The organism is Pseudomonas sp. NPDC086581, assembly GCF_044746165.1.
In the GTDB taxonomy this organism is placed as follows: Bacteria; Pseudomonadota; Gammaproteobacteria; order Pseudomonadales; family Pseudomonadaceae; genus Pseudomonas.
This window is the reverse complement of record NZ_JBIVBR010000004.1, coordinates 119038-131664: the sequence shown is the minus strand read 5'-3', so window position 1 is coordinate 131664 and position 12627 is coordinate 119038. Positions and strand designations below refer to the sequence as shown.

Annotated in this window: 12 protein-coding genes; all 12 read right to left on the bottom strand. The window is 66.2% G+C overall.

The window, feature by feature from the left end; genetic code table 11:
* Positions 1–64: 64 nt before the first annotated feature.
* Positions 65–871, bottom strand: a complete 807-nt coding sequence (locus tag ACIPK7_RS10335) for an NYN domain-containing protein (RefSeq protein WP_192432442.1) — start codon at positions 869–871, stop codon at positions 65–67.
* 89 nt (positions 872–960) lie between these two features.
* Positions 961–1749 (bottom strand): biofilm regulation diguanylate cyclase SiaD, encoded by a 789-nt coding sequence (siaD, locus tag ACIPK7_RS10330; protein ID WP_225614844.1) that lies wholly within the window; start codon positions 1747–1749, stop codon positions 961–963.
* A 5-nt stretch (positions 1750–1754) separates the two neighbouring features.
* Positions 1755–2135, bottom strand: coding sequence for a biofilm regulation phosphoprotein SiaC (siaC, locus tag ACIPK7_RS10325; protein ID WP_192432441.1), 381 nt, complete (start codon positions 2133–2135; stop codon positions 1755–1757).
* A 25-nt stretch (positions 2136–2160) separates the two neighbouring features.
* Positions 2161–2703 carry a biofilm regulation protein kinase SiaB gene (gene siaB, locus ACIPK7_RS10320; RefSeq protein WP_401087541.1) on the bottom strand — a complete coding sequence of 181 codons (543 nt, stop codon included), beginning with the start codon at positions 2701–2703 and terminating at the stop codon, positions 2161–2163.
* A 10-nt stretch (positions 2704–2713) separates the two neighbouring features.
* Positions 2714–4702, bottom strand: coding sequence for a biofilm regulation protein phosphatase SiaA (gene siaA / locus ACIPK7_RS10315; RefSeq protein ID WP_192432439.1), 1989 nt, complete (start codon positions 4700–4702; stop codon positions 2714–2716).
* A gap of 189 nt (positions 4703–4891) precedes the next feature.
* The gene (locus ACIPK7_RS10310; RefSeq protein ID WP_192432438.1) at positions 4892–5947 is read right to left on the bottom strand and encodes a chemotaxis response regulator protein-glutamate methylesterase; all 1056 of its coding nucleotides are present in this window, start codon (positions 5945–5947) and stop codon (positions 4892–4894) included.
* A gap of 15 nt (positions 5948–5962) precedes the next feature.
* Positions 5963–6556 carry a chemoreceptor glutamine deamidase CheD gene (gene cheD / locus ACIPK7_RS10305; RefSeq protein ID WP_192432437.1) on the bottom strand — a complete coding sequence of 198 codons (594 nt, stop codon included), beginning with the start codon at positions 6554–6556 and terminating at the stop codon, positions 5963–5965.
* Positions 6556–7398, bottom strand: a complete 843-nt coding sequence (locus ACIPK7_RS10300) for a CheR family methyltransferase (RefSeq protein WP_192432436.1) — start codon at positions 7396–7398, stop codon at positions 6556–6558. The genes cheD and ACIPK7_RS10300 overlap by 1 nt, the downstream gene beginning before the upstream one ends.
* 350 nt (positions 7399–7748) lie before the next feature.
* Entirely contained in the window at positions 7749–9773 is a 2025-nt protein-coding gene (locus ACIPK7_RS10295; protein ID WP_401087538.1) for a methyl-accepting chemotaxis protein, read from the bottom strand.
* 21 nt (positions 9774–9794) lie between these two features.
* On the bottom strand, positions 9795–10280 hold the full coding sequence (locus ACIPK7_RS10290; protein ID WP_401087536.1) for a chemotaxis protein CheW: 486 nt from the start codon (positions 10278–10280) through the stop codon (positions 9795–9797).
* A complete protein-coding gene (locus ACIPK7_RS10285; protein WP_401087534.1) occupies positions 10267–12162 on the bottom strand; it encodes a chemotaxis protein CheA in 1896 nt (631 codons plus the stop codon). Before ACIPK7_RS10285 ends, ACIPK7_RS10290 begins: the two co-directional genes overlap by 14 nt.
* A gap of 11 nt (positions 12163–12173) precedes the next feature.
* Positions 12174–12539 (bottom strand): response regulator, encoded by a 366-nt coding sequence (locus tag ACIPK7_RS10280; RefSeq protein ID WP_192432432.1) that lies wholly within the window; start codon positions 12537–12539, stop codon positions 12174–12176.
* Positions 12540–12627 lie beyond the last annotated feature (88 nt).

The following is a 12627-nucleotide window of genomic DNA, read 5'->3' as shown; positions in this document are numbered from 1 at the left end:
CCGTTGCAGGTTCAAGGTCAACCCTAACGACTGGGAAGTGACGCTGCATTGAGCTGACGCAGGCTTAACGCACCGGGCCGGCATTGCGCACGTACAAGTCCTTGCCGCCGGTGTTGCCGATGCCCCGCGCCTGCAGTTCGAAGCGCTTGGGGTGGCCCTTGATCAGGTCGCTGAGCTTCTTGAAGCCGTACAGGCGCGGATCGAACGCCGGCTGCAGCTTGCTGATGTTCTGTCCCAGGGCGCCCAGTTGCACCCAGTCATCATCGTCGCCGTCGATGTCGTCGAGCACCTTGGCGATAAAGTCCAGCGGGACTTTCTGCGACTTGGGTTTGCTGGCGGACCTGGGCGCTTCGGCGGTGCTCGGGGCGACGGCCTTGTCGGTGCTCGGTGCGGGTTCGGCGACGTGCTCTGGCGCTGCGCGCAGGATCTCGGTGTAGATGAATTTGTCGCAGGCGGAGACGAAGGGCTTGGGCGTCTTTTCCTCGCCGAAGCCGTAGACGGTCAGGCCCTCCTCGCGCAGGCGCGCGGCCAGGCGGGTGAAGTCGCTGTCGCTGGAAACCAGGCAGAAGCCGTCGAAGCGGCGGGTGTAGAGCAGGTCCATGGCGTCGATGATCAACGCGCTGTCGGTGGCATTCTTGCCGCTGGTGTAGGCGAACTGCTGCATGGGCTGGATGGAGTGGTCCAGCAGCACCTGCTTCCATTTGCCCAGGTTGGGCTTGGTCCAGTCGCCGTAGATGCGTTTGACGCTGGCGACGCCGTACTTGGCGATCTCCTCGAACAGGCCTTCGACGATGGCGGCGGGGGCGTTGTCGGCGTCGATCAGGACGGCGAGATGGGTCTGCTGGCGAGGGGAGGGAGACTTGTTGGCCATGCTGCATCCTTTCCATGCGGTCCATGGACCTTAATCGGCTTCGCCGCGGGATGCTAGCCGTGGGGATGTCGCGGTGCCCGCGCGAGGGCTTATGCCGTGGCGAACTCGCACTTGTCGCGCCCGCTGCGCTTGGCGTCCAGCAGGGCGGCGTCGGCGCGGCTGAGGGTCTGGGAATAGCTTTCGCCCGGCTGGTGCTCGGCTACGCCGAAGCTGGCGGTGACGGACAGGGCGTTGGTGCCCACGCGTACAGCCAGGCAGCGGATGTCGTTGCGTACGCGCTCGATGATGGCGGCGGCGTCCGCCAGGCGGGTATCGGGGAGGATCAGCAGGAATTCCTCGCCACCCCAGCGACCGCAGAGGTCGTACTGGCGCAGGGCGGATTCCATGGCGCGGCCGATTTCCACTAGCACGCGGTCACCCACTTCGTGGCCCCAGGTGTCGTTGACCTGCTTGAAGCGGTCGACGTCGAGCATGGCCAGCACGTAGGACTCGCCGTGGCGCTGGGCGCGTTCGCTTTCTTCGCGCAGGCGTTCCATCAGCAGGCGGCGATTGGCGATGCCGGTGAGGGTGTCGTGGGTCGAGGCTTCCTTCAGCGCGATGTTCAGATCGCGCATCATGTCCTGGTAGCGGTCGGAGATGCGGGCGACCTTTTCCAGCTGGCGCAGCTGTTTGTGGTAGCGCTCGGACAGCGTGCTGTTCTGCGCCCGGGCCATGGACTGGAAACCGTCGGAAATCCGCGCGATGCGCTCCAGGCGCGCGAGCTGGTCGAGGGATTGCTGGTGCTTCTGGTACAGGGCCTCGCGCAGGGGGTGGCCTTCGTACTGGGGGTCGGCCAGCAGCTCTTCGATCAGCAGGTCCAGCTCGCGCTCGCTAGTCATGGCTCTTACTCGTCGTAGGCTTGGATGACGAACGGGAAGGTACAGTCCTCGCGGAATTCCTCGGCCAGTTCGGCGACGCGCTCGTTGCGTCGGTCGTAGTGCCACGCCACGCGGGTGACACGGCCCTGGCCGTGGGCTTCTTCGAGCAGGTCGAAGATGTCCATCATGGCCTTGATCGAGCTGGTGTTGAGGTACAGCAGGCGCAGGTCGAGTTCCAGCGGGCGCTGTTCCTGGGTGAGGAAGCGTTCGACCCACTCGATGACCTGGCCGAACAGCTCGAAGGAGTTCTCCGGGTAGGAGTCGCCTTGCATCGCGAGGATGCCGGCCTGCCAGTCGCCGTGGATCTGTGGGGTGGATTGGGTTCCGGTGACGTTGAGATCGCTCATGTCGGGTCTTCCTGAATTTCGCGGTTCAGATCACGGCGCGCAGGCTGAAGAAGGCGCGGCCGTCGGGTTGTTCGGTGAGGGAGGTCTTGAGCGGTGCGCTGGACTTGCGGGCGATGTCCAGCAGGCCGAGACCTGCGCCGGTGGAGGCTTCGGCGTCGCGCGGGCGGCGCAGCTGCTCCTTGTAGGCCGCCTTGAGCTGGGCCTTGTCGAGCCCGGCGATGCCTTCGATGCTGCGCACCAGGCCCTGCCCGTCAGCCAGTTCCACCAGGTTGCCTGCGGAGACCACATAGTGGCCTTCGTCATTGCGGGCAATCGCCACGGTGGCCGAGGCCTCCTGCTCGTTGTAGCCGCGCTGGGTGGCGTAGTGGCGTATGTTCTGGGTCATCTCGATGTAGACGGCGAACACGTCCATCGCTTCGCTGGGGTGCGCCTGCTCGGCCTGCAGGTAGTTGCGCAGCGCGTGGCCGATTTCCTCGATCAGGCTGCGCGAGATGGGCCCGTTGAAGCAGAGCAAGATACGTTGCCGGGTGAAACTCTCGCGCATGGCCAACAGATCTAGCGATTCCATGGATTAACCCCTAGTCGAAGCGGAAAGAGAGAATGGTGATGTCGTCGCGCTGCGGCTGCTCACCCTGGTAATGGGCGAGGGTAGCGGCGAACACATCGGCCTGCTCGGCCAATGGTCGGCGCGCGTGGTTGAGCAACAGATCGGCGAAGCGGCTGTTGCCGAAGCCGAAGCCGTGCTCGCCGCCTGCCTGGTCGAGGAAGCCGTCCGTGCACAGGTAATAGGTCCAGCCGGCTTCCATCGGGATTTCCACGTCCTGATAGTCGCCCTGGCGCTTGTCGCCGATGGCGCGGCGCGCGCCCTTGTACTCGCGCACGTCTTTGCCGTCGCTGGCGAACAGGGAAATCTTCGCCCCGGAGAAGTGCAGCAGCTTGCGCTGGTGGTCGACGCGCACCAGGCCGGCGTCCATGTTGGTCGCCAGCGAGTGGGTGAATTCTTCCTGGCCGAGCATGCCGCGCATCACGTGGTCGGTCTCGCGCAGGATGGCCGCCGGGTCGTGGCTCTTCACACTGTCGATGGCGTGGTCGATGGCAGCCAGGGCGAGCATGGTCATCAGCGCGCCGGGCACGCCGTGGCCGGCGCAGTCGACCACGCCGATCAGGCTGTCTCGCGGGCCTTCGCGATAGATGTAGAAGTCGCCGCCGACCACGTCGCGCGGTTTCCACAGGACGAAATGGTGTTCGCCCAGAGAGGCCTGCAACTGGCGGTCGGGAAGGATGGCGCGCTGGATCAGGCTGGCGTAGTCGATGGAGTCGCCGATCTTTTTCTGCGCGGCGGCCATCTCGCGGTTGGCCGCCTCCAGCGCCTGGGTGCGCTGCTGGACCTTGTCTTCCAACTCCTCGGTGTGCCGGCGGACCTGGTCGGCCATGCTGGCGAAGGCGCTGGACAGCTCGCCGATCTCGTCCAGGCGGGTGCGCGGCAGCGGGCTGTCGTACTGCCCGGCGGCGATGGCCTTGGCCGACTGCTTGAGGCCGCGCAGCGGGCGCAGCACCAGCAGATCGACGGTGTAGGCGAAGCCGATCAGCAGGATCGCCAGCAGCCCGGCGAGGGTGCCCACCAGCGGCCAGATCCAGCGGCTGTCGAGCACCTGCGCGGCATGCAGGTCGATGGCGCTGAGTACGTGCCAGCGCAACTGCGGAATGTAGGCGGTGGCGATCAGCTGTTCCTTGCCGTCTATGGTGCCCCACATGGTTTCGACTTCGCCGGGGTTGGTCTCTGCCTGGCGCAGGGTCTGGCGCAGCGCGGTGCGTTCCTGGTCATTGGCCAGCAGGTCGTAGACGTGATGCTTGGCCTGACCGCTGGAGCCGGAGTTGTAGGCGATCAGGCGGGTGTCCGGGTGCGCTTGGATGGCGCCCTCGGGATCGACGATCATCGGTGTCACCCCGGCCTCACGGCGCGAGATGAACTGGTCGAGGAACTCGGTGAGATCGAGGCCGCCGCCGGCCAGGCCGACTTTCTCGTTGCCGGCGCGCACCACCATGTTGAACCAGACCTTGGTGACCTTCAGTTTCTCGTTGTAGTCGACGTTGATGTTGTACGGCTCATCGCGCGCGAGGGTGTCGAAATACCAGGAGTCCTTGGGGTCGTCCCGGCTCAGGGTGTAGCGCGGGGAATTGGAGAGCGGGGAATTGGAGTCGTTGAAGTAGTAGTGGTGCGAGGAGTCCACCACGACGAAGTAGGAGTAGTTGTGCTGGTCCGCGCGGAAGCCTTCGGCTTCACGGAAGAACAGCGCACGGCGTGCCGGGTCGTTCTCGGACAGCAGCCAGTCCTGCGTTACCACTGACTCTGCCAGGCGCCGCGAGAGCGCCAGCTCGCGAATAACCGGAGCGATGATCTTCTGCTGGTTGAGCAGCGTGAAGTTTCTCGCGAAGGCGAGGCCGAAATGCGTGCGGATATCCTCCATGGCCTTCCAGCCCAGCATGACTGCCGGTACCAGCGCCAGGAGACAGGCGATGAGCAATGCCACCACCGATTTGCCGCGCAACCCCCATCTTGCCGCCATGGCTATCTCAATTCCCCGTACGCCCGCCGTGTGCCGGTCTTTTGGCGAAAGCTCAATTGTGCATTTTGTATACGGGCACAATCAAACCAAATTGATATCGAATCGCCATATTATTGGCGCCAGTCGATTGGCCGGAGTCTAGACGCTGTGGGAAAAGGCGCTCAGCGTATGGAGATGATTCCTGCAGAACTAGACTCTGTTCCCACTTCCGCTCTGGCGCGCCTGCTGTAGGAGCGAGCCTGCTATGCGTTCCAGCGGCAGGACTTCCTTCGCCGCGCCCAGCTCTACTGCCTCGCGGGGCATGCCGTAGACCACGCAGGTGGCCTCGTCCTGGGCGACGGTGTGGCCGCCGGCCTGGCGGATCGCTTGCAAGCCGCGGGCCCCATCCTTGCCCATGCCGGTGAGCAAGGCGGCGATGAGGTTGCGCCCGGCGCAGCGGGCGAGGGAGTTGAACATCACGTCCACCGCCGGCCTGTGTCCATTTACCGCAGCCTCGCGGTGCAGGCGCACGACGTAGTTGGCGCCGCTGCGCTGCACTTCCATGTGGAAGTCGCCGGGGGCGAGCAGCACGTGGCCGGGTAGGATGCGGTCGCCGTCGCGGGCTTCGCGCACTGAAAGGCGCGTCTGACGGTCCAGTCTGTCCGCGTAGGACTTGGTGAAACCCGGCGGCATGTGCAGCGTGATCACGGTGCCGGGGCAGTCCGGCGGCAGGCCCAGCAGGACTTCCTTGATCGCCTCGGTGCCGCCGGTAGAAGCGCCGATGGCGAAGATTTTCTCGGTGCTCAGCAGTGGCGCACTGCTCGTTGCCGGTGCGTCGGACGACACGATGGGACGGGCGCGGGGCAGGCGCGCGCGGGCGGCGGCCTTGAGCTTGGCGCAGATTTCCTCGGCGTAGGCTTGCATGCCCTCGGCGATGCCCAGGCGCGGCTTGGCGATGAAGTCGATGGCGCCCAACTCCAGCGCGCGCAGGGTGGCTTCGGAGCCCTTCTCGGTGAGCGAGGAGATCATCAGCACCGGCGTCGGCCGGCCCTTCATCAGCCTGTCGAGAAAGGTCAGGCCGTCCATGCGCGGCATTTCCACGTCGAGGGTGATGACATCCGGCGAGTGCTGCTTGATCAGGTCGCGGGCGACGAAGGCGTCAGGTGCGGCGCCCACCAGTTGCAGTTCCGGATCGTTCTGAATGATGTCCTTGAGCAGGCTGCGAATCAGCGCCGAGTCGTCGACGATCAGGACCTTGACGGCCATCGCTTGTCCCTCCGTTCAGAACAGGTCGATGCTCCCGCCGCGCTCCCGACGGGACAGTTGCTGGCAATACTGCCGCTCGCGCTGCAGCACCGTGTCGTTGGCCAGGGTGCGCAGCTTGCGCACCAGCACCCGGCCGCTGCCGGGGAAGAAGTAGACCTTGCGCGGGTGCACGTCGAGCAGGTCGTGGGCGGTCAGCGGGATGCCCTCGTCCTCCAGGTACTGCAGGACGAACTCGACGTTGCGCTGGCCGACGTCGGCGCTGAGGTTCTTCAGCACCGAGCCGCCGCCGAACACCTTGGCCTCGAAGTACCGGCGCTGGCCCCCGCGCCGCATCAGGCCGCTGATCAGCAGGTCCATGGCGTGTACGCCATAGCGCCCGGAATTGGACAGCAGGCCCTGCACACCGGTGTCGCCGGGCAGCATGAAATGGTTCATGCCGCCCAGACCGCTGTTGCGGTCGCGCAGGCAGACCGAGACACAGGAACCGAGCACCGTGACCAGCATCACCGGCTCTGCGGTGACGTAGCACTCGCCGGGCAGCAGCTTCACCGCCTCCATGCCGAAGCGCGGGTCGTAGTAGCGGTTGGGTTGGTCCAGGGCCGCGCCCATCACTGGCTCCCTACCGCCTGGTAGGTGGTGCGCCCCACCGAGCGCACCAGGTGGCTGGCATGGACGAAGTTTTCCGAGTGCCCGGCGAAGAACAGCCCGCCGGGGCGCAGCAGGCGCACCATGCGTTCGAGCAGGCGGGTCTGGGTCGGCTTGTCGAAATAGATCATCACGTTGCGGCAGAAGATCGCGTCCAGGCCTCCGGCAATGCCCCAGTCGCGGTCGAGCAGGTTGATCTGCCGGTAGTCGATCATCTGCCGGAGCTCGCGCACCACCCGCGCCTTGCCGGCGTTGCCGCCGGTGCCACGAAGGAAGAAGCGCTTCTTCTGCGCGGGGCTCAGCGCCTCGATGCGCTCCAGCGGGTAGATGCCCTGGCGCGCCTGGCCGAGCACGCCGGTGTCGATGTCCGAGGCGATCAGCTCGATGGGCGGGGCGAAGCTGCCCAGCGCGTCCACCAGGGTCATGGCCATGGAGTAGGGCTCCTCGCCGGTGCTCGAGGCGGTGGACCAGAAGCGCAGCGGCTGGTGGTCCTGCAACTGATCGGCGGCGAAGCGGCCCAGGTGCTCGAAGTGGTGCTTCTCGCGGAAGAAGGCGGTGAGATTGGTGGTCAGCGCGTTGACGAACTGCTGCCACTCTTCCTCGTGGCTCTCCAGGTAGGCGAAGTACTCGGCAAAGCTGCCCAGGCGCAGGCTGCGCAGGCGCCGCGAGAGGCGGCTGTAGACCAGCTGCTGCTTGTTCTCCGAGAGGCTGATGCCGGCGTGCCGGTAGAGGCGCTCGCGCACCTGCTGGAAGTCCCGGCGGGTGTAGTGGAACTCGTGCTCGGGGGCGGGCAGGTTGATCGACATCGGGTGGTCTCGGTGGTGAGCAGGTTGCGTAGGGCGCATAACCCGGCACAGGTTATCCGCCGTGATGGCGGATAACGCCTGTGGCGTTATGCGGCCTCGTGGTATCGGGAAAGATCTGCGCGGGCACTACCCTCACCCCAGCCCTCTCCCGGAGGGAGAGGGGGCTGTACGTGCCGGCTGATGCCATGATGTCCTCCTGCGCCGATCAGTCCCCTCTCCCTCTGGGAGAGGGTTAGGGTGAGGGGCTCTTGGCACCTACATCAACGGTCATCGCCTGACCATCCCTGGTCCGCGCGCGGCGGCCGACCCTCCCATTGCTCCGGCCGCCGCCATCCCTCAGCCCCGCCCGATCAGAACTCTTCCCAGTCGTCCTCTTTACCCTTGGCGCGCACCGCCTTGGCCACGCCGCGGGCGGCGCGCGAGGTGTGCGCGGTCGGCTCGGCGCGGGCCGGGCGGGCGGAAGCCAGCGGCACCACGGTGGCGGCGATGGACTCGAGCTTGAACACCCCGACCTGCTGGTTGAGCATGCCGGCCTGCTCCTGCAGGGCCTCGGCCGAGGCGGCGGCTTCTTCCACCAGCGCGGCGTTCTGCTGGGTCATCTCGTCCATCTGCGACACGGCGCCGTTCACTTCCTCGATGCCGCTGCTCTGCTCCGCGGACGCGGCGGCGATCTCGGCCATGATGTCGGTGACGCGCTTGATCGCCACCACGATGTCACTCATGGTCTGGCCGGCCTGGGCGACCAGGCTGTTGCCGCTCTCGACCTTGTCCACCGAGTCGTTGATCAGCGTCTTGATCTCCTTGGCGGCGGCGGCGGAGCGCTGCGCCAGGGTGCGCACCTCACCGGCCACCACCGCGAAGCCGCGGCCCTGCTCCCCGGCGCGCGCCGCTTCCACCGCGGCGTTGAGCGCGAGGATGTTGGTCTGGAAGGCGATGCCGTCGATCACCCCGATGATGTCGGCGATCTTGCGCGCCGAGTCGTTGATGGCCGACATGGTGCCCACCACCTTCTGCACCACGCTGCCGCCTTCGGTGGCGACTTCGGAGGCGTTCACCGCCAGCGAGTTGGCCTGGCGGGCGTTCTCGGCGTTGAGCTTCACGGTGCTGGTCAGCTCTTCCATGCTCGATGCGGTTTCTTCCAGGCTGGAGGCCTGCTGCTCGGTGCGGGTTGAGAGCTCGGCGTTGCCGCTGGCGATCTCGCTGGCGGCGGTGTGGATGGTGTCGGCTGCTTCGCGAATCTGTCCGAGCATCCGCGACAGGCTCTGCGCAGTTTCGTTGGCGTAGTCCTTGAGCTCGCCGAAGGTGCCCTGGTAGTCGGCATCGATGCGCTGGGTCAGGTCGCCCTGGGCCAGCGCGCCGAGCACGCGGGTGACGTCGCGCAGGCCCTTGTCGGCGGTGTCCACCAGGTTGTTCAGGCCGGTGGCGATCTTCAGGAAGAAGCCTTCCTTGTTCGAGGCCTCGATGCGCTTGGTAAAGTCACCGGCGACGGCGGCGTCCACCAGTTGCGAGACTTCCTGCTCGGCGCGGAATTCCTCGGTGCGGTCGGTCCACTGCACGGCCGAGCCCAGGCGCTCGCCGGCGTCGTTGAACACCGGCACCACGTCCAGGGCGAAGCGGCGTCCGCCCAGGCTCAGCTCGGCCTTATGCCGCGCGGTGAGGTGCGCGAGCATGCCACGCTGATGCGCCGGGTTCTTGTGGAACATGTCGATGTTGGCGCCCATCAGGCGGCTGGCGTTGAAGTTCGGCAGCTGCTTGCGGATGTCGGCCTCGGCGTTGCCGAGCATCTCGGTCACCGTGCGGTTCATGTAGATGATCTCGAGGTCGTTGTTGGCGATCATCACGTTGGCCGAGACGTTATCCAGCGCGCTCTTGATCCGCGCGTTGTACTCGGCGGCATCCGCGTTGGCCTTGAGGCTGTCGCGCACGCCATCGATGGCTTCGGTGATGATGGCCTTCTTGCCGGGCAGGCGGTCCATGTCCACCGAGTAGTCGCCCTTGCCGTAGGCGGTGACGGTGGCGACGACGCGCATCTTCACCGCAATGTGCGCGGCGACCAGGTCGTTGATGCCCTTGGCGATGCGCGCCGGGCGGCCGGCGAACTTGTCCACCGGGATCACCTCGTCGATCCAGCCCAGCTCGTGCTGGCGGGTCATCTCCACCAGGCCGGCTTCCAGGGCTTCCACCTGGGCCTGCTCGGCGCGCTGCTCGCGCAGGTTGCGCTGGACGCTGCGCAGTCCGTCGTAGAGGCGCTCATAACCAGCGGCCGGGGCTTCGCCGATGGCGATGTCGAGGTTGCCGTCCACCAGGCTGTGGAGGATGGCGGTGATGCGGTCGGCGCGTTGCTGCGCCACGGCGTGTGCGTTGAACAGACCCATGTTGATTATCCTCGGTCGCGATCAGGCGGCGGTTTCGTCGACCAGCGCCATTTCACGGCTGGTCATGAGTTTTTCGATGTCCACCAGGATGAGCATCCGCTCACCGGCGGTGGCCAGGCCCAGCAGGTACTCGGTGTCGAAGCTGGCGGCGAATTCCGGGCGCGGCTTGATCTCCTCGCCGGCCAGGGCGATCACGTCGGAGACCGAGTCCACCACCGCACCGACGATGCGCCGGCCGACGTTGAGGATGATCACCACGGTGAACTGGTCATAGCTGATGTCGGCCAGGTTGAACTTGATACGCAGGTCGACGATGGGAACGATGGCCCCGCGCAGGTTGATCACGCCCTTGATGAAGGCGGGGGCGTTGGCGATCGCCGTGACCTGGTCGTAGCCACGGATCTCCTGCACCCGCAGGATGTCGATGGCATATTCCTCGCGGCCCAGGGTGAAGGTCAGGTACTCCTGCACCGGGCTGGTCGCCGCGTGGGCTTCAGCTGCGCTCATGAGTGGATTCTCCTTGTGCTGCCAGACGCGGCAGGGCATCGACATCGAGGATCAGGGCGACGCTGCCGTCGCCCATGATGGTGGCGCCGGCGATCCCGTCGATCCGGCGGAAGTTCTGTTCCAGGCTCTTGATCACCACCTGCTGCTGGCCGACCAGCTCGTCCACTTGCAGGGCGAAGCTCTTGCCCTCGGATTCGAGGATCACCACGATCCCCTGCTCCGGCGGCACTGGCGCCGCGCCGATGCGCAGTAGCTGGTTGAGAGAGAACAGCGGCAGGTATTCGCCGCGCACGCGGATCACCGTCGACTCCTCGCCAGCCAGGCCGCGCACGTCGTCGGCGCGGGCCTGCAGCGACTCGACGATGTAGGTCAGCGGCACCACGTAGTTGACCTTCTCCACGGCGACGATCAGGCCGTCGAGGATGGCCAGGGTCAGCGGCAGGCGGATGCACATGCGCGTGCCCATGCCCGGCGCGGAATCGATGTCGATCCGCCCGCCCATGGCCTGGATGTTGCGCCGCACCACGTCCATGCCCACGCCCCGGCCGGACAGCTCGGTGACCGCTTCGGCGGTGGAGAAGCCGGGCATGAAGATCAGTTGCCAGACGTCAGCGTCGGTCATCCCGTCGTGCACGGCCAAGCCCTTTTCACGGGCCTTGGCGAGGATGCGCTCGCGGGACAGGCCGCGGCCGTCATCGGAGATTTCCACCACCACGCTGCCGCCCTGGTGGCTGGCGGCGAGCTTCACCGAGCCCTGGGCCGGCTTACCGGCGGCCAGGCGTTCGGCGGGCGTCTCGATACCGTGGTCGATGCTGTTGCGGACGATGTGGGTGAGCGGGTCGCTAAGCTTCTCGATGACGCTCTTGTCCAGCTCGGTGTGCTCGCCCTGGAGGATCAGTTCGACCTGCTTGCCCAGGCGCGCGGAGGTGTCGTGCACCAGGCGCGGGAAGCGGCTGAAGATGAAGCTGATCGGCAGCATGCGGATCGACATCACCGATTCCTGCAGGTCGCGGGTGTTGTGCTCCAGCTGCGCCAGGGCCTGCTGCAGGCGCTCGAAGTGGGTGGGATCGAGATCCTCGCTGAGCTGGCTGAGCATGGCCTGGGTGATCACCAGCTCCCCCACCAGGTTGATCAGGCTGTCGATCTTCTCGACGCTGACGCGGATGGAGCTGGATTCGCTATCGGTGCGGGCAGCGGGCTTGGCAGCAACGGCGGGCGCGGCCTTGGGTTGCTCGCTTGGTGCTGTAACCACTGCGGCGGCCGCGGGGGCGCCGGGTGCCTTGTCGAAAATGCCGTAGGGCTCGACGGGTTTGACGTCCGGCGCGCCGGGGGCGTCGTCGAAGAAACCGAAGTCCTCGCTGCTGGCAGCGGTTTCAGGCATGCCGGGCGCATCGTCGAAGAAGCCGAACGTATCGTCGTCGCTGGCGCAGTTTTCAGCCGCTGCGGGGGCGCCGTCGAACAGGCCGAAGCCGTCATCGGCGGCGACTACGACAGGCTCTGCCAGCCAGGCGCGCAGGCGGTCCACGGTGGCCGATACCGGGACGTCCGGGTCGGGCACCTGGCTGCGGTGTGCGTCGAGCAGGCGCTGCAGGACGTCGCGGGCTTCCAGGAACACGCCGATCATGTCCGCGTGCAGGGCGGTCTGCCCGCAGCGGATGCGGTCGAGCAGGGTTTCCAGCTCGTGGGTCACCGCGGTCAGGTCGTCGAAACCGAACATGCCGCTGGAGCCCTTGATCGAGTGGGCCGCGCGGAAAATTCCATTGAGCGTCTCGGCGTCCGGCTGATCGAGGTCGAGCCCGATGAGCAGGAGTTCGAGGGTCGCCAGGTGCTCGTCGGTTTCCTCGAAGAACACCTGGAGGAACTGCTCCATTCCAGTGGCCATCGGCGATACCCCTAGGGCAGGACCTTGCGGGTGACTTCCAGCAGCTTCGGCGGGTCGAACGGCTTGACCAGCCAGCCGGTGGCGCCCGCACTCTTGCCCTGCTGCTTCATGGCGTCGCTGGATTCGGTGGTCAGCATGAGGATCGGCGTGACGCGGTAGCCGGCCATGTCGCGCAGGCTGCGGATCAGCGTCAGGCCGTCCATGTTCGGCATGTTCTGGTCGGTGAAGACCAGGTTGTAGGCCTTGCGCTGGGCCTTGCCCAGGCCGTCCTTGCCGTCCACGGCCTCGTCCACCTCGTAGCCGGCGGATTTGAGCGTGAAGCTCAGCATCTGCCGGATCGAGGCCGAGTCATCGACGATCAGAATCTGCTTTCCCATTGCGTTGGTTCTCCTCGGATTGCAATGCGTTTGCGTGTCGCCAGGCGCACAAGTGCTCGCGCCATCCCGGCGCGTGGAAATGGTGGGG

Bases quoted from the DNA above. Each gene is read 5' to 3' on its own strand.
- ACIPK7_RS10335 (WP_192432442.1), bottom strand. From the start codon at position 871: ATGGCCAACAAGTCTCCCTCCCCTCGCCAGCAGACCCATCTCGCCGTC.
- siaD (WP_225614844.1), bottom strand. From the start codon at position 1,749: ATGACTAGCGAGCGCGAGCTGGACCTGCTGATCGAAGAGCTGCTGGCC.
- siaC (WP_192432441.1), bottom strand. From the start codon at position 2,135: ATGAGCGATCTCAACGTCACCGGAACCCAATCCACCCCACAGATCCAC.
- siaB (WP_401087541.1), bottom strand. From the start codon at position 2,703: ATGGAATCGCTAGATCTGTTGGCCATGCGCGAGAGTTTCACCCGGCAA.
- siaA (WP_192432439.1), bottom strand. From the start codon at position 4,702: ATGGCGGCAAGATGGGGGTTGCGCGGCAAATCGGTGGTGGCATTGCTC.
- ACIPK7_RS10310 (WP_192432438.1), bottom strand. From the start codon at position 5,947: ATGGCCGTCAAGGTCCTGATCGTCGACGACTCGGCGCTGATTCGCAGC.
- cheD (WP_192432437.1), bottom strand. From the start codon at position 6,556: ATGGGCGCGGCCCTGGACCAACCCAACCGCTACTACGACCCGCGCTTC.
- ACIPK7_RS10300 (WP_192432436.1), bottom strand. From the start codon at position 7,398: ATGTCGATCAACCTGCCCGCCCCCGAGCACGAGTTCCACTACACCCGC.
- ACIPK7_RS10295 (WP_401087538.1), bottom strand. From the start codon at position 9,773: ATGGGTCTGTTCAACGCACACGCCGTGGCGCAGCAACGCGCCGACCGC.
- ACIPK7_RS10290 (WP_401087536.1), bottom strand. From the start codon at position 10,280: ATGAGCGCAGCTGAAGCCCACGCGGCGACCAGCCCGGTGCAGGAGTAC.
- ACIPK7_RS10285 (WP_401087534.1), bottom strand. From the start codon at position 12,162: ATGGCCACTGGAATGGAGCAGTTCCTCCAGGTGTTCTTCGAGGAAACC.
- ACIPK7_RS10280 (WP_192432432.1), bottom strand. From the start codon at position 12,539: ATGGGAAAGCAGATTCTGATCGTCGATGACTCGGCCTCGATCCGGCAG.